The sequence below is a fragment of the Pseudonocardia bannensis genome, from assembly GCF_012911875.1.
Classification (GTDB): domain Bacteria; phylum Actinomycetota; class Actinomycetes; order Mycobacteriales; family Pseudonocardiaceae; genus Pseudonocardia; species Pseudonocardia bannensis.
Window position 1 is genome coordinate 12,039 of record NZ_JAAXKZ010000084.1, and the last position, 14,964, is coordinate 27,002.

A 14,964-nucleotide genomic window follows, 5' to 3' on the forward strand; every position below is an offset into this window, starting at 1 on the left:
CATCCGGGTCCGGGGCTCCGGGCCCGCCTACGGTGCCGCCGACCGGCAGGCGGGATGGCCGGCCCGGCTGTTCGTGCAGCGGCCCGGCTGCAGGGCGACCTGGGCCATGCCCGGCAGGCCGTTGCGACTCATCAGGCCGCCCACGACGAGGATCTCCGGGTGCCCGGGATCTCGAGGGCCCGGGTCGACCCGGATCCGGCCGACCCGCTCCTGGGCTGCTCCCGTCGCCGAGGCGACGGCGCCGCCCAGGGGCGGCGCCTCGACGCCCGCGGTCCACAGCACGGTCCCGGCGGGACAGCAGACCGCCGCCCCACCCAGCCACCGTGCCGCCCCGGCCCGGTAGGTCGTCACCTGCCGGGGGTGATGCCCGCCGCGAGCGTGACCCGGCAGTGTCGCTCGACAGCGACGACGTGGGAGGACACCATGACGAACCAGGACACGCACGCAGCTCGACCGGAGCTCGACCGGCTGCTCGTCACCGGGGTGACCCTCGCCGGTGCGGCCACGGCGCTCGGGCTGGCGGGGCTCGCGATGAGCATCGTCGTGCTGCTCGGGCACTTCCGGCGCTGGATGCGCCAGACGGACGTAACCCCGAGTGAGATCGCCCGGCACAGGTGGACCCAGGCCCGGGCGGCCACCACCGCCGGGCGGGAGGCCTGGCGCAAGGCAGACGCGGGATACCGCGTCCACGCGGACGGCTAGGTCGCCGGTTGCTGGTCCCTACCGGCCTCGTCCTGGCGCTCGTCCTCGAAGGCGTAGCGGATGTCGAACGGCTTGTTCGTGATGAACAGGACCGTCACGTCCTGGTCCTGGGTCGCGCCGTGCTCCATGAGCATCCCCTCCGGGAACCACACGAAGCTACCGGGCCCGAACGATCCAGCGTGGGTCTGCAGCACTCCGTCCAGCACGTACATCCCGTGTGCGCAGTTGTGCCGGTGCCAGACGTTGGTGAAGCCCGCGTCGTAGCGGATCAGCTGCACCGACATGCCCGTGTCCGGGTCCGAGACGAACTCCTTGATCGGGATCCCCACCCCGAGCTGAGGGATGACGAGCTCGCCCCAGGGCATGGTGGTCGAGTCGAAGCTCAGCAGCTCCCGGTTCGTCGTCACGTCACTCATGTCAATCCCTCCCGCACGGAGTCGGGTAGCCGGGGTGGCTCGGGCCCATCGCAAGGACAGCGAGGCCGGACGCGAGACTGGCAGCCCGCGGGCGGTCGTCACAGGGCCGTTCGGCAGTCGTCGGACATTTCGTTTCCCGGCACCGCCGCCGGCCGTCGCCCCCGGGCGGTCGGAATACGGTCCCGGGTCCCGGGGTACCTCCGGCTGTGAAGTTTGGGATCGCCACATTCGTGACCGATGAGGGCATCCGGCCCGACGTGCTGGGCCGGGCGCTGGAGGAACGCGGGTTCGACTCGCTGTTCCTCGCCGAGCACTCGCACATCCCGACCAGCCGGGAGACGCCGTACCCCGGAGGGGGTGAGCTCCCCCGGGTGTACTACCGGACCCTCGACCCGTTCGTCGCGCTGACCGCGGCCGGTGGAGCGACGAACGACCTGCTCCTCGCCACCGGGATCGCGCTGCTGCCCCAGCGCGACCTCATCCACACCGCCAAGCTGGTCGCCAGCCTGGACTACCTCTCCGACGGCCGGGTCGCGTTCGGCGTGGGCGCAGGCTGGAATCGCGAGGAGATGCGCAACCACGGCGTCGAACCCCGGACCCGGGGTGCGCTGATGGACGAGCAACTGGCCGCGCTCAAGACCATCTGGACCCAGGACGAGGCCGAGTTCCACGGTAAGTACGTGAACTTCGACCCCATCTACTCCTGGCCCAAGCCGGTGCAGAAGCCGCACCCTCCGATCTATCTCGGCGGGGAGAGCCGGGCCGCGCTGAACCGGCTCCTCCGGTACGGCGACGCCTGGCTGCCGCGCGCCCACACCTCGCCCGAGGAGATGCGCCGGGTCCGGCAGTGGCTCGCCGACAACGGCCGCCCCGACGTGCCGTTCACGGTCTTCGGGGCGGGCACGGAGCAGGCGGAGCTGGCCGGCTACCGCGAGGCCGACGTCGAGCGGGTGACGTTCATGCTCGACACCCTGCCGGAGGCGGAGACGCTGGAGACCCTCGACCGGCTCGCCAAGATCGCCGACGCGCACCGCTGACCGAACCGGGACGAACCACCCCTTGTCCCGGGCCCACAGGAGTGCTTGCCTCGTCGGGGGGCCGCGACGCAGCGACCCACGGCCGGGGAGGTCCGACGATGGCGACGGCTCAGGAGATCGGCCGGATGGACGCGGTCACGATCGCGGACCACGTGGCGGCGAAGCGGCTCTCACCGGTCGAGGTCGTCGACGCGGTGCTCGACCGGCTGGACCGGCTCGACCCGGTCCTGAACGCCTTCACCACCGTCGTGCCCGAGGAGGCCCGGCGGCGGGCCAAGCGGCTCGAGGCCGAGATCGCGGCCGGGCACGACGTCGGGCCGCTGGCCGGCGTCCCTACCGGCGTCAAGGACCTGATCTGCACCAAGGGGATCCGCACCGCATCGGGCTCGCACGCCTACGCCGACTTCGTGCCCGACGAGGACGACGTCGTGGTCGAGCGGATCGAGGCGGCCGGCGCGATCCTCATCGGCAAGACGCAGGTGCCGGAGTTCGGCTACTCCGGCACCGGGCAGACACCGCTGGCCGAGCCGACCCGCAACCCGTGGAACCTGGAGCGCACCTCGGGCGGCTCGTCGGCCGGCACCGGCGCCGCGGTCGCGACCGGCATCGGCCCCTTCTCCCTGGGCAGCGACGGCGGCGGCTCGGTCCGGATCCCCGCCAGCTTCTGCGGCGTCTACGGGATCAAGGCAACCATGGGCCGGGTGCCGCTGTACCCCGGGACGAAGGACGAGCGCTACCCCGGCGTGTCGAGCTGGGAGTCCCTGGAGCACATCGGCCCGCTGACCCGCACGGTCGCCGACGCCGCGCTGGTCCTCTCCGTCATCGCCGGCCACGACGACCGCGACCGGCTCAGCATCCCGTCCGACGACGTCGACTGGCGGCGCGCCGTCGACGGCGACCTGCGGGGTCTGCGCGTCGCCTACAGCCCCGACCTGGGGTACGCGGCCGTCGACCCGGAGGTACGGGCGGTCGTCGACCGTGCCGCCGAGGTGTTCGAACGCGATCTCGGCTGCGTCGTCGAGCGCGCCGACCCCGGCTGGGCCGATCCGTACGAGTCGTTCTGGGGCGTCGTCGTCAACGAGAGCGACCTGGCGGGCCTGCGTCGCCTCGCCGACTCCCTCGGCGACCGGATGAGCCCACACCTGGTCGACGTGCTGCGCACCGAATGGACCGCCGAACAGCTGACTTCCGCCGTGATGGGACGCAAGGCCGTCCACAACGCAGCCTGGCGGTTCTTCCGCGGCTACGACCTGCTGCTGACCCCGACGCTGGCCGTCCCCGCGTTCGAGCACGGGATCCAGGGTCCGACCGTCATCGACAGCCGCGAGGTGGAGCCGTTCTACTGGCTGTCGTTCACCTTCCCCTACAACCTGACCGGGCAGCCCGCCGCGACCGTGCCCGCCGGCTTCACCACGGACGGGCTGCCGGTCGGGATGCAGATCGTCGGGCGCCGCCTCGACGACGCCCTGGTGCTGCGGGCGTCCGCGGCGTTCGAGGCGGCCGTCCCGTGGGCCGACCGGTGGCCGGCGCTGCTCGACGAGATGGGGTTGTGACCGCTCTCACCACCCCCGCCTGACCCGCCTCCCCTCGGCCGTTCACATGGTCACCGGGTGCTCACCGCCTCGAGCCGCATCGTGACGCTGCGTCGCCTCTGACAGGCGCGGATGCGTTCCGGCGCAGCCACGCGCGCCCGGGCGAGTGGCCGGACATCACGCTGCGATCAATCGGCAGCGAACGATGTAGTCGAACCGGATTACCCCCCTTTTGGGGTATTCGGCGTCTCCTCCCACGTAACCATCAGGCGACCTGTTCGTTGGAGCCCTCGGCAGTCCGGACCGCAGGAGTGCCCTTCCCGAAGGATCCGTCGCGTCGTCGCTCCCCCGGTGGCGCCGCGCCCGCTGGAGGACTACCTCGACATGGCAAGACACTCTGCCGAGCCGACCGGCTCCGCACCGGCCGTCGCCCCCGGGCTGCGCGACCGCGTCCTGGGTCGTCGCAAGTTCCTGACCTACCTCGTCGCCGGTTCGACGCTGACCGTCGCCGCGAAGGTCGGTTTCGACACCTTGGCCCCCGGTACCGCATCCGCGCTGGTCCCCAGCCCGCCGCAGCCGGCCGACGTCACCGACCTCGGCGACATCCTGATCATGGCGGGCAAGCCCACCGAGGGCCTGCTCATCCAGCTGGAGATCCAGGAGGACGGCAACGTCCGTGTGGAGCTGCCCCGTATGGAGGTCGGCCAGGGCCTGACCACGTCGGTCGCGATGCTGGTGGCCGAGGAGCTCGACGTTCCACTCTCCGCGGTCTACATGCCCCTCGCCCCGGCCCGCCCGGAGCTGCTGTTCAACCAGCTCACCGGCGGTTCGAACTCGATCCGCTCGCTGTTCGGGCCGGTCCGTGCCGCGGCCGCGGTCGCCCGTGGCCGGCTGCTGGCCGCCGCCTCCGAGCAGCTGCGCGTCCCGGTCGGGGACCTGCAGCTCGCCGACGGCGTCGTCGTCGGCCCCAGCGACGTCCGCGCTGCGATCGGCACGCTGACCGGCGCCGCGGCCGCCCTCCCCCTCGGCGAGCTGACCGCCGCGCCGAAGAAGCCTTCGGACTACAAGCTCGTCGGGTCGCCGGTCTCGCGGGTGGACGCCCGCGCCATGGTCACCGGCGAGTTCAAGTACACCCTCGACCTCGACATCCCCGACGCCACGCCGGCGATGGTGCGCCGCCCGCCGACCATCAACGGCACGGTCGACTCGGTGAACAACGAGAAGGACGTCCGGAGCATGCCGGGTGTCATCGACGTCGTCGTGATCCCGAGCGGCGTCGCCGTGGTCGCCGAGACCTTCGGCCAGGCGCTCGACGCCAAGGACGCGCTCGACGTGACCTGGAAGAAGGGCACCGTCGACGGCCTGTCCGACGCCGAGATCAAGGAGCAGCTGCGCGGTGCGGCGCTGCCGTTCGCGGTCCCGGCGGCAGGCGAGCTGACCATCGACGCCGAGTTCGACTTCGCGTTCGCCAGCCACGCTCCGATGGAGACCAACTCCGCGGTGGCCGACGTGCGCCCGGACGGCGCCGAGATCTGGTCCGGTCTGAAGTCGCCGATCGTGGCGCAGCAGGCCATCGCCAAGGAGATCGGCCTGCCGGAGAACCTGGTCAAGGTCAACGTCGTGCAGTCGGGCGGCTCGTTCGGGCGCCGCCTGTTCTTCGACGGCGCCCTCGAGGCGGCGCAGATCTCCAAGGCGACCGGCCGGGTCATCAAGCTGATGTGGACCCGCGTCGACGACATGCGCCACGGCCGTGCGCGCGCCGGCAGCTTCCACCGCGTCCGGGTCACGCACGCTGCCGACCATGTGCTGAGCTTCGAGCACCGGGTCGCCAGCGTGGAGACCGACACCAAGCACGGCCTCGGTGAGATCCTCACCGCCACCGCGGCGAGCCTGCCGGTCGGCGGCAACATGAGCTTCGCCCAGACGATGTTCCTGACCACCGTGAAGTGCCCGTACAACTTCGGTGCGGTCACCCAGGTGCTCAACGAGATCCCGCTGGACATGCACACCGGGAGCTGGCGGTCGGTGTACTCGGCCAACACCCGTGGTGCCGAGGAGATCATCGTCGACGAGATCGCGGCGAAGCTGGGTCGCGACCCGGTCGAGTTCCGGCTGGAGGCCCTGAAGGAGGACCGCTACCGCGCGGTCCTGGAGAAGGTCGCCGACGAGGGCGGCTGGGGCGCGAAGATGGACAAGGGCTTCGCGCAGGGCGTCGCGTTCCACGCGGAGTACAAGTCCTGCACCGCCTGCCTGGTCGAGATCGATGCCCGTGACCCGCAGGACCCGCGGGTGACCAAGGCCGTCATCGCCGGCGACTTCGGCCTGCCGATCAACCCGCGCGGCCTGGAGTCGCAGCTGCTGGGCGGCCTGACCGACGCCATCTCGACCACGCTGCGCGCCGGCCTGCACATCGAGGACGGCCTGCCGCTGGAGGGCAGCTACTCGCAGTTCCACTACGCCCGCCAGGCCGACTCCCCGACCGACGTGAAGATCTTCATCATGCCGGCGAACGACAAGGGTGACCCGGGCGGTGCCGGTGAGCTCGGCGTCCCCGCGGCAGTCGGAGCGATCGGGAACGCCTACGCCCGCGCGACGGGCATCGCCCCGCGCAGCTTCCCGATCAACTTCCCGGTCGACTTCGACCCGTTCCCCCGCTGAGCGGAGCTTGCGAAGCGATCATCGACTCTGAGGAGTTCCTCCATGCCCAACTACACCTTCACGGTGAACGGCCGCGAGGTCACCGTCGACGCCCCCGCCGACCTGCCCACCCTGTGGGCGCTGCGGGACAAGCTCGGCGTGACGGGTCCGAAGTACGGCTGTGGCATCGACGTCTGCAAGGCCTGCACCAGCCACCTCGACGGTGAGGCCTTCAACCCGTGCGCCACCCCGGTCTCCGAGGTCGAGGGCCGCGAGGTCACGACCATCGAGGGTCTCGCCGACGGCGACGAGCTGCACCCGGTCCAGGAGGCCTGGCTCGAGCAGGACGTCGCGCAGTGCGGCTACTGCCAGCCCGGCCAGATCATGGCCGCGGTCGCCCTGCTGAAGCGCACCAGCAACCCGACCGACGAGGAGATCGACGCGATCGAGAACGTCTGCCGCTGCGGGTCGTACTTCCGCATCCGCGAGGCGATCAAGAGCGCCGCGGAGAAGATGTAACCGAACCACCCAGGGCGGCCGTGTCCCGATCTCCGATCGGGGCGGCCGCCCTCTTCGCGTATCTCGACGCGGCTCCCGGCCCGGAGGACAGTGACGCCATCCGCGTGGACTCCGGGCGAGGGAGGCAGTGAATGAACCTGCAGGTCGGTATCGGGGACGCCCTGGGTACGGATTACTTCTTCCTCCGGGAGCAGCTCACCGAACGCCAGCTCGACTACCTGATCCGGACCCGGCAGTTCGTCGATGGCGAGGTGCTGCCGGTCATCAACGGCTACTGGGAGCGCGCGGAGTTCCCGTGGCCGCTGGTGCAGAAGATGGCCGGGCTGGGCATCGTCGGCGACGGCATCGAGGGCTACGGCTGCCCACCGATGGACCCGCTGTCCGCCGGATTGATCCACATGGAGCTGCACCGCGGCGACGGCAGCCTCGGCACCTTCCTCGCGGTGCAGGCCGGACTCGCGATGCAGACGATCGCGATGCTGGGCTCCGAGGAGCAGAAGCTGCGCTGGCTGCCCCCGATGGCGCGGCTGGACGCGATCGGCGCGTTCGCGCTGACCGAGCCCGAGCACGGCTCGGACTCGGTCGCGCTGGAGTCGGTGGCCCGCCCCGACGGCGCCTCCTACGTCCTCGACGGCGCCAAGAGGTGGATCGGCAACGGCAGCATCGCCGACGTCGTCGTGGTGTGGGCACGGGACACCACGACCGGGAAGGTCGGCGGCTTCCTCGTCGAGAAGGGCACCCCCGGCTACCGTGCCCGGGTCATCGAGGGCAAGGCGTCGATGCGCGCGGTCTGGCAGACCGAGATCGACCTCGACGGGGTGCGGGTGCCGGCGGAGAACCGGCTGCCCGGGGCCAACGCCTTCGCCGACTGCGCCCGCGTGCTGGCCGGCACCCGTGGTGCGTGCGCCTGGATGGCGCTGGGCCACGCCGTCGCGGGCTTCGACGCGGCAATGTCCTACGCCCGGCGCCGCACGCAGTTCGGCAAGCCGCTCGCCGGCTTCCAGATCGTCCAGCAGCGCCTGGTGCGGATGCTCGCCGACGTCACCGCGATGCAGCTGTACTGCATGCAGATCGCGCGGCTGGCCGAGGCGGGCCGGCTCACCTCGACCCTGGCCGGCCTGGCGAAGATGCACAACACGAGCAAGGCCCGCCACGTGCTGGCGGAGGCCCGGGACCTGCTGGGCGGCAACGGCATCCTGCTCGACTTCCACGCCATCCGGCACATGGCCGACATCGAGTCGCTGCACACCTTCGAGGGCACCGAGACCATCCAGACGCTGATCGTGGGCCGCGACATCACCGGGATCAGCGCGTTCACCTAGGCGGCTCACCTGTCACGGGTGGTCCCCCGACGCCGTCCCGGCGCCGACACTCCGGGCGTGGCCGATGTGAAGATCGAACGCAAGGAACCGCTGACCCGGTGGCAGGCGGCCCGTTGGCTCTCCGAACTGGCCGCCGCCCTCGAGCGGGGCGGCAAGATCGAGCTGACCATGGGCGGCAGCCGCGTCAGCCTCCACGTCCCGGACCACGTCCACACGGAGTTCGAGCTGGAGGTCGACGGTGACGAGGTGGAGGTGGAGCTCGAGCTGAGCTGGTCGACCGCGCACGTGGCGCAGCCGGCCCCGGCGCAGCGGCAGGAGGTCGCCACCGGTCCGCCGTGACGCCACCGGGCCACCCGTCGCCGCGACCCGCAACGGCGGTGTCGACGCACGCGCCACGCAACCGTGCCGCGGAGGGGGACCCAGCCGTTACAGTCGGCGCCCTGCCGAACCAGACACACCGGAACAGGGGCACCGTAATGAGCTGGCGCATGGTCGACGAGGGCTGGGGCCGCCGGGCCGCCGACTTCGCCTCACTGCTGGAACCGGCCTCGATGCGGGAGTACCTGTTCGTGCACCGCCGCCTCGGCCTCGGTCCCGGGGACCGGCTCCTCGACGTCGCGTGCGGGGCGGGGCTCGCCATCGAGCTGGCCCGGCTGCAGGGGGCCGTGTGCTCGGGTATCGATGCCTCGCACCGGCTGGTCGAGATCGCACGGTTGCGCAGCCCCGGTTGCGACATCCGCGTCGGGGACATGGCCGAGTCGGGGTTCGACGACGCCACCTTCGACGTCGTGACCAGCTTCCGCGGTATCTGGGGCACCACGCCGGCGGCGATGGCCGAGGTCCGCCGCGTGCTCCGGCCCGGCGGGCAGGTCGCCCTGACGTTCTGGGGCGACATGGCCGCGACCCCGGGCGGCCGGTTGTTCGCCCCGTTCCGGCTGGCCGGCGAAGCGCAGGTGGCGCACCAGTCGGACATGGTGGCGCTCAAGCAGCCGGGCGTGGCCGCCCGGTTCCTGGCCGAGGCGGGTCTGGAGCCCGGTGAGCTGTTCACCGTGCCCTTCTTCCTGGAGTTCGCCGACGCGGAGCACTACGCGCGGGCCCTGGCCTCGTCGGGCCCGGCCTACGAGGCGATCCAGGTCGCCGGTGCGGACGCCTTTCACACGGCATGCCTCGAGGCCGCCCACCCGTTCGTGCAGGACGGGCGGCCGATCCGGGCGGAGATCCGGCTGTGGGGGATCATCGGCCGCGCACCCCGGTAGCCGTCACCCTGGTCGGGCCACGGTGATCAGGCCCAGCATGGTGCCGTCGGGGGCGTCCCAGGGCCGAAGGACCGGGCCGGACGGGGCGGCAGCGGGCCGCGGGCACCGGCCCGGCTCAGGGGCCCGGCTGGACCCGGAACGAAGGCGCTCGCCGCGGACCCCTGCGCGGACGCTCGGCCAGCAGCGGCAGGGTCCGGGGCGCGACAACGACCGACAGCACGACCACGCTGGTCGACCGGGCCACCGAGGGCGACCGGTTGAGCTGCAGCAACGTGGCCTGCAGGTCCTCGTGCGACGCCGCCGCGACCCGGCAGAGCACGTCGGCCGAGCCGGTCGTCGCGTAGGCCTCCAGGACAGCCGGCACCGCCGTGAGCTCCCCGGCCACGTCGTCGAGAGCACCCTGGGCGATCTCCAGGGTCACGAAGGCCTGCACCGGGTAACCGGCCGCGCCCAGATCGACGTCCGGACCGTAGCCGGTGATCACGCCCGAGCGTTCCATCCGGTCCAGCCGGGCCTGCACCGTCCCGCGGGCCACGCCGACGGTCCGGGCGAGCTCGAGGACGCCGGAGCGCGGATGCTCGCGCAGCACCTGCAGGAGGGCGAGGTCGAGCGCATCGAGGACCTCGTCCCGCTGCACCACGACGACCTCCGATCAGCTGGTCGGATTGTAGAGCTGCACGCCCGATCCGCTTCGCAGACCGAGCAGTCGGACCAGCTGCGGGTGAGCCTGTTGCGCAGCTGCGACGGTGGGCGTTTCGTGATGCCCGATGGGATCCGCGACCGCGCGTCCGGGAGGCCGTCCGTGAGCATCGAGCAGACCCTCACCAGCCAGGAGCGGCTCGCCGAGCTCGACCTCGACCAGCTCCGCCAGCTCGTCGGACTCGTCGAGTACGACGCTGCGGACGATCCGTTCCCCGTGACCGGCTGGGACGCCGTCGTGTGGGCGGTCGGCAACGCGACCCAGACCGCGCTGTTCTACCAGGCGATCTTCGGCATGGAGCTCGTCGCGTACTCGGGCCCCGAGACCGGCAACCGTGACCACCGCTCCTACGTACTGCGCAGCGGCGCCGTGCGGTTCGTGATCATGGGCGGTGTCGATCCGGCCAGCCCGCTGCTCGACCACCACCGCCGGCACGGGGACGGCATCGTCGACATCGCCCTCGAGGTCCCCGACGTCGACCGCTGCATCGCCCACGCCCGCGCGCAGGGGGCGACGATTCTCGACGAGCCCCACGACCTGTCCGACGCCCACGGCACCGTACGGACCGCCGCGATCGCCACCTACGGCGACACCCGGCACACCCTCGTCGACCGCTCTCGCTACAGCGGCCCGTACCTGCCCGGTTACGCCACCCGCGGCCCCGGTCGCCCCCAGGGCGCCCGGGGACGTGTCTTCCAGGCGCTCGACCACGTCGTCGGGAACGTGGAGCTGGGCCGGATGGACTCCTGGGTCGGCTTCTACAACCGCATCATGGGCTTCACCAACATGGCCGAGTTCGTCGGCGCGGACATCGCCACCGAGTACTCCGCCTTGATGAGCAAGGTCGTCGCCAGCGGCGACCACCGCGTCAAGTTCCCGCTGAACGAGCCCGCTGCCGGGCGGAAGCGGTCGCAGATCGACGAGTACCTGGAGTACTACGCCGGCCCGGGCGCCCAGCACGTGGCGCTGGCCACGAACGACATCCTGCACACGGTGGACGTGCTGCGCGGGCGCGGCATCGAGTTCCTCGACACCCCGGGCTCCTACTACTCGGACCCCGGGCTGCGGGCCCGCATCGGCGAGATCCGGGTGCCGATCGAGGAGCTGACCGCCCGCGGGGTCCTGGTCGACCGCGACGAGGACGGTTACCTGCTGCAGATCTTCACCCGGCCCATCGGCGACCGGCCGACGGTGTTCTTCGAGTTCATCGAACGGCACGGCTCGCTCGGCTTCGGGAAGGGCAACTTCCAGGCGCTGTTCGAGGCCATCGAGCGCGAGCAGGCCCGCCGCGGCAACTTCTGAGCCGGACCCCGTCCTACCGGGAGATCCGCACGACCACCGCGGCGTCGGTGACCTCCTCGACCCGCACGGTGAAACCGTCCGCGGCCGCCTCGCCGCCGACCGGCACGGTCACGGTCTGCCCGGCCACCTCCAGCCGGGCGACCCCGCCGTCCACGCCGATCAGCCGGGCCTTGATCCCGAGGACCGAGATCTCGGAGTTCCCGGTGCGCTGGAAGGTGACCGTGCAGCCGTCGATCGAGCAGTTCGTGTCCGTTCCCTGACCTCCGCAGGCGGTCGCGCCCCCCAGGGCGAGAGCCAGGACGGCGAGCAACGTGGCAGTGGCGCGGCGGAGGGCGGGTCGGGTCACGGTCGGTGATCCTAGGCCTCGGCGTCGATGCGGCCGCGGCGCCTCAGCGGTCCTGCCCGTGGCGTGGATGACGGTGTGTGCCTCCGGCGGGGGGCGCATCCCGATCACTCTGTCGCATCGGCGGGGTTCGCGACTCGGCCCGGCAGAGCCAGCGGCCAGCGCCACATCGACCTCGCGGGACGGACGGCCCGGCCGGCCGCGGTCGCATGGTGGAGGTGTGGACACCAGGGCGCGGGCGGGCCTGCGCGCCGCGGCGGACGATCCCGTCGTGCGGGCGCTGGCCGACGACGGCCTCTACATCGGGGTGACGGCGTGGACGGACCGGACACTCGTCGAGTCCGGCGAGCTCTACCCGCGGGGCCGTGCGGACGCCGAGGAGCGGCTGCGCCACTACGCATCACAGTTCCCGCTCACCGAGGTCGACGCGACCTTCTACCAGCCGCTCGCGGCGCGCAACGCGCCCCTCTGGGTGGAGCGGACCCCACCCGACTTCCTGTTCGACGTCAAGGCCTTCCGCCTGTTCACCCACCACCCGACGCCACCCGCGGATCTGTGGCGCGACCTGCGCGACGCCCTGCCCGACAAGCTGGCCGCCAAACCCCGGATCTACGTGCGCGACCTGGCGCCGGAGGTTCGCACGGAGGCGCTGCGGCGCTTCGCCACCGCGCTCGACCCGTTGCACGACACGGGGCGGCTCGGCCTGCTGCTGTTCCAGTTCCCGCCGTACTTCTATCCGTCCCGGAGGTCGTGGGAGTACCTGGTGTGGCTCGAGTCGGAGCTGCGCGATCGGCGGATCGGCGTGGAGTTCCGGCAGAGCCGTTGGATGGACGACGAGCACCGTGAGCAGACCCTCGACTACCTCACCCGCCTCGGCCTGGTGTACGTGTGCGTCGACGAGCCGCAGGGGTTCGCCGGTTCGCTCCCACCCGTCGCGGTCGCCACGGCCGAGCTGGCCGCCGTGCGCTTCCACGGGCGCAACGCCGAGACGTGGGCCGTCCCCGGGCTGAGCGCGGCGGAGCGGTACGCCTATGACTACCGGACCGAGGAGCTGGCCGAGTGGGTGCCGCGGATCGAGGAGCTGCACGAGGGCGGACGGCCGGTGCACCTGCTGTTCAACAACATCTACCGGGGCTACGCCGTACGTAACGCGCGGACGCTCGCACGGCTGCTGGCCGAACGGGCCGGGTGACGCGGGCGCCACGTCCGGCCCCGCGGTGCAGGGCCCGGCGGTCGGACCCCCGGACCCTGTCCTGCCCCGCTCAGGGGCTCGTCACGCGGGGCCGGGCACGGGTTCCGGCGGGGTGGCCACGGCCGGCCGGCCGACGCGAGCGACACCGGAGCGGCGAGCCGAGGCCAGGACCAGCCACGCGAACAACGGCAGCGTGATCGCATCGACGACCAGGGTCTCCCAGGGCGATGCGCCGGCGTTGCCGGCCCCGTCGACGCCGGTGAACGCGGCCGCGAAGACGAACACCCACAGGTTGTTGACCACGTGGAAGGCGATGGCGGCCTCCAGCCCGCCGGTGCGGATGACGAGCAGGCCCAGGACGACGCTCCACAGCATCAGGACCCCGAAGGCCCACGGCGTGCTCGGAACGTGCAGCAGCGTCCAGAACAGGCCACCCGCCACGATGCCGACCCAGGGAGTACGCAGGTAGCTACCGAAGAACTGCACCATCCAGCCGCGCGCCAGGTACTCCTCCCCCGCAGCCTGGAACGGGACGGTGACGAGCATCGACCCGGTGGCGACGAGGAACGGCAACCATCCCACCCACCGCATGGAATCGTCCGCCGCCTGACCGGCGTCACCGGGGCTCGACAGGAGGATCAGCACGGTCCCTCCGACGACGAGACCGGTGACGACAGCCAGCACGGCCCATCCGCTGCAGATCATCAGCCATCGCCAGCGGATCCGCCCCGTCACCGACGACACCGATCCCGCCGGCCTGCGCTGGACCCACCGCGCCGCGAGGAACACGACCAGGATGAACCCGCCTAGGGCCAGGTTCGTGGTCGCCTGCGTCCAGACCGGCGGCAGGTTCAGGGCGTACAGCACGCCCGAGACGACGACGACGAGCGCGACCCCGACGAGCACCAGCAACGTCCCGAGGACCGGGAGCCCTCCTTGTGTCTCGGTGCGGGCCAGCCGGTGATAGGGAACGTCCGCCGCGAGAGCGGGCGCCGCACCCGCCTCGACGGCACTGCGAGCGCCGGGTTGCCCGGTCATATCCATCTTCATCCTCCGATCAGGATTCGGACAGGCCACGCACGGAGCCCTTGTCGAGAGGTTTCGCCGGTCGAGAACCGGAAGGAAAAGGCTCCCGGATGACTTTCCGAGAGCGTCCAACCGTCTGGCCTGCCGCCAACTTCTACGGCATGAATGCTGAATCGACAGCGCCGATGAATCGATGGGGTGGGCCCCATCGAGGTGCGGGGAGCACCCCCGGGTCGCAGACGTGCCCGCCCCGGGGGCAGCCCCCCGGGGCGGTGACCGGCGCCACCACGAGACCTCTTGACCGCACCCCCACCCCGGGCGAAGGTAACAGTCGTCATCGGATTGAACGCTGTTATCTGGAGGGGCATGGACGCCGACGCGACGGCGGGCGACCACCGCCAGGAGAGCGTGCGCCGGTTCAAGCGCGACCTGATCCGGGACGCCGCGAAACGCGTGTTCTCCGAGAAGGGCATCGCGGGGGCGTCGGTCCGCGAGATCGCCAAGGCCGCCGGCTACACGACGGGCGCGATCTACACCTACTTCGCGACCAAGGAGGAGCTCTACGCCGCCGTGCTGCGCGACTCCCTCGCCGCACTGCACGCCGAGGTCACGGCGGCCTCCCCCGACGAAACGACATCGGGCGGGCGCGGGGAAGCCGCGCTGCGCGCGCTGTGGAGCTTCTACGACACCCGCCGCTCCGACTTCGAGCTCGGCTTCTACCTGTACGGCGGGGCCCGTCCCGTCGGGCTCACCCCGGAACTCGACCGCGAGCTCAACGCCGCGCTCGATGCCGTGATGGACCACATCGGCGCCGGCCTCGTCGCCGACGGCATCGCGTCTCCGCAGGACGCCCACCACCTGGCCGTCGCCTCGGCGACGTGGGTGTTCGGGCTGCTGCTGATGACCAAGACGGGCCGGCTCCGCTCCCTGCACGAGGACGCCGACGCCCTGCTGACGACCTACCTCGCCACCCTGCGCCC

The 14,964-nt window shown here is 71.7% G+C and carries 16 protein-coding genes; 11 read left to right on the forward strand and 5 right to left on the reverse strand.

Annotated features, from left to right (window positions below):
- Nucleotides 1-27: 27 nt before the first annotated feature.
- Nucleotides 28-351 (reverse strand): hypothetical protein, encoded by a 324-nt coding sequence (locus tag HF519_RS20125; RefSeq protein WP_169414530.1) that lies wholly within the window; start codon nt 349-351, stop codon nt 28-30.
- A 72-nt stretch (nt 352-423) separates the two neighbouring features.
- On the opposite strand from HF519_RS20125, the gene HF519_RS20130 reads away from it, so the two are divergent.
- Nucleotides 424-702: a hypothetical protein gene (locus HF519_RS20130; RefSeq protein ID WP_169414531.1), complete on the forward strand. Its 279-nt coding sequence runs from the start codon at nt 424-426 to the stop codon at nt 700-702.
- Here the strand turns inward: HF519_RS20130 and HF519_RS20135 are convergent.
- Nucleotides 699-1,118 carry a cupin domain-containing protein gene (locus tag HF519_RS20135; RefSeq protein ID WP_211170308.1) on the reverse strand — a complete coding sequence of 140 codons (420 nt, stop codon included), beginning with the start codon at nt 1,116-1,118 and terminating at the stop codon, nt 699-701. The two genes, HF519_RS20130 and HF519_RS20135, sit on opposite strands and share 4 nt — an antisense overlap.
- A gap of 206 nt (nt 1,119-1,324) precedes the next feature.
- On the opposite strand from HF519_RS20135, the gene HF519_RS20140 reads away from it, so the two are divergent.
- The 7 genes from HF519_RS20140 to HF519_RS20170 all read left to right on the forward strand — a co-directional run bounded on the left by HF519_RS20140 (nt 1,325) and on the right by HF519_RS20170 (nt 9,421).
- Nucleotides 1,325-2,155: an LLM class F420-dependent oxidoreductase gene (locus HF519_RS20140; RefSeq protein WP_169414532.1), complete on the forward strand. Its 831-nt coding sequence runs from the start codon at nt 1,325-1,327 to the stop codon at nt 2,153-2,155.
- Between the two features lie 98 nt (nt 2,156-2,253).
- Nucleotides 2,254-3,708, forward strand: a complete 1,455-nt coding sequence (locus HF519_RS20145; protein WP_169414533.1) for an amidase — start codon at nt 2,254-2,256, stop codon at nt 3,706-3,708.
- A 363-nt stretch (nt 3,709-4,071) separates the two neighbouring features.
- Nucleotides 4,072-6,345, forward strand: a complete 2,274-nt coding sequence (locus tag HF519_RS20150) for a xanthine dehydrogenase family protein molybdopterin-binding subunit (protein WP_169414534.1) — start codon at nt 4,072-4,074, stop codon at nt 6,343-6,345.
- 42 nt (nt 6,346-6,387) lie between these two features.
- Nucleotides 6,388-6,843 (forward strand): (2Fe-2S)-binding protein, encoded by a 456-nt coding sequence (locus HF519_RS20155; protein ID WP_169414535.1) that lies wholly within the window; start codon nt 6,388-6,390, stop codon nt 6,841-6,843.
- 131 nt (nt 6,844-6,974) lie between these two features.
- Nucleotides 6,975-8,165 (forward strand): acyl-CoA dehydrogenase family protein, encoded by a 1,191-nt coding sequence (locus tag HF519_RS20160; RefSeq protein WP_169414536.1) that lies wholly within the window; start codon nt 6,975-6,977, stop codon nt 8,163-8,165.
- Between the two features lie 57 nt (nt 8,166-8,222).
- Nucleotides 8,223-8,504 carry an amphi-Trp domain-containing protein gene (locus tag HF519_RS20165; protein WP_169414537.1) on the forward strand — a complete coding sequence of 94 codons (282 nt, stop codon included), beginning with the start codon at nt 8,223-8,225 and terminating at the stop codon, nt 8,502-8,504.
- A 137-nt stretch (nt 8,505-8,641) separates the two neighbouring features.
- The gene (locus HF519_RS20170; protein WP_169414538.1) at nt 8,642-9,421 is read left to right on the forward strand and encodes a class I SAM-dependent methyltransferase; all 780 of its coding nucleotides are present in this window, start codon (nt 8,642-8,644) and stop codon (nt 9,419-9,421) included.
- A 115-nt stretch (nt 9,422-9,536) separates the two neighbouring features.
- Here HF519_RS20170 and HF519_RS20175 read toward each other — a convergent pair whose 3' ends face one another.
- On the reverse strand, nt 9,537-10,061 hold the full coding sequence (locus HF519_RS20175; protein ID WP_312860229.1) for an Lrp/AsnC family transcriptional regulator: 525 nt from the start codon (nt 10,059-10,061) through the stop codon (nt 9,537-9,539).
- Nucleotides 10,062-10,223: 162 nt separating this feature from the next.
- On the opposite strand from HF519_RS20175, the gene hppD reads away from it, so the two are divergent.
- Nucleotides 10,224-11,423: a 4-hydroxyphenylpyruvate dioxygenase gene (gene hppD / locus HF519_RS20180; protein WP_169414539.1), complete on the forward strand. Its 1,200-nt coding sequence runs from the start codon at nt 10,224-10,226 to the stop codon at nt 11,421-11,423.
- A 13-nt stretch (nt 11,424-11,436) separates the two neighbouring features.
- On the opposite strand, the gene HF519_RS20185 is transcribed toward hppD, so the two are convergent.
- Complete coding sequence (locus HF519_RS20185) at nt 11,437-11,769, reverse strand: hypothetical protein (protein ID WP_211170310.1); 333 nt, start codon at nt 11,767-11,769, stop codon at nt 11,437-11,439.
- 217 nt (nt 11,770-11,986) lie between these two features.
- Between HF519_RS20185 and HF519_RS20190 the strand changes: the two genes are divergently transcribed.
- Complete coding sequence (locus tag HF519_RS20190) at nt 11,987-12,958, forward strand: DUF72 domain-containing protein (protein ID WP_169414540.1); 972 nt, start codon at nt 11,987-11,989, stop codon at nt 12,956-12,958.
- Between the two features lie 81 nt (nt 12,959-13,039).
- Here the strand turns inward: HF519_RS20190 and HF519_RS20195 are convergent, their stop codons facing one another.
- Entirely contained in the window at nt 13,040-14,008 is a 969-nt protein-coding gene (locus HF519_RS20195; protein ID WP_211170311.1) for a CPBP family intramembrane glutamic endopeptidase, read from the reverse strand.
- Nucleotides 14,009-14,350: 342 nt separating this feature from the next.
- Here HF519_RS20195 and HF519_RS20200 point away from each other — a divergent pair.
- The coding region (locus tag HF519_RS20200; RefSeq protein WP_169414542.1) for a TetR/AcrR family transcriptional regulator at nt 14,351-14,964 on the forward strand (614 nt) is incomplete at its 3' end.

Excerpts from the sequence above, each read along its gene's own strand:
- HF519_RS20130 (WP_169414531.1), top strand. The coding sequence starts at position 424 with ATGACGAACCAGGACACGCACGCAGCTCGACCGGAGCTCGACCGGCTG.
- HF519_RS20135 (WP_211170308.1), bottom strand. The coding sequence starts at position 1,118 with ATGAGTGACGTGACGACGAACCGGGAGCTGCTGAGCTTCGACTCGACC.
- HF519_RS20145 (WP_169414533.1), top strand. The coding sequence starts at position 2,254 with ATGGCGACGGCTCAGGAGATCGGCCGGATGGACGCGGTCACGATCGCG.
- HF519_RS20150 (WP_169414534.1), top strand. The coding sequence starts at position 4,072 with ATGGCAAGACACTCTGCCGAGCCGACCGGCTCCGCACCGGCCGTCGCC.
- HF519_RS20155 (WP_169414535.1), top strand. The coding sequence starts at position 6,388 with ATGCCCAACTACACCTTCACGGTGAACGGCCGCGAGGTCACCGTCGAC.
- HF519_RS20160 (WP_169414536.1), top strand. The coding sequence starts at position 6,975 with ATGAACCTGCAGGTCGGTATCGGGGACGCCCTGGGTACGGATTACTTC.
- HF519_RS20170 (WP_169414538.1), top strand. The coding sequence starts at position 8,642 with ATGAGCTGGCGCATGGTCGACGAGGGCTGGGGCCGCCGGGCCGCCGAC.
- HF519_RS20195 (WP_211170311.1), bottom strand. The coding sequence starts at position 14,008 with ATGAAGATGGATATGACCGGGCAACCCGGCGCTCGCAGTGCCGTCGAG.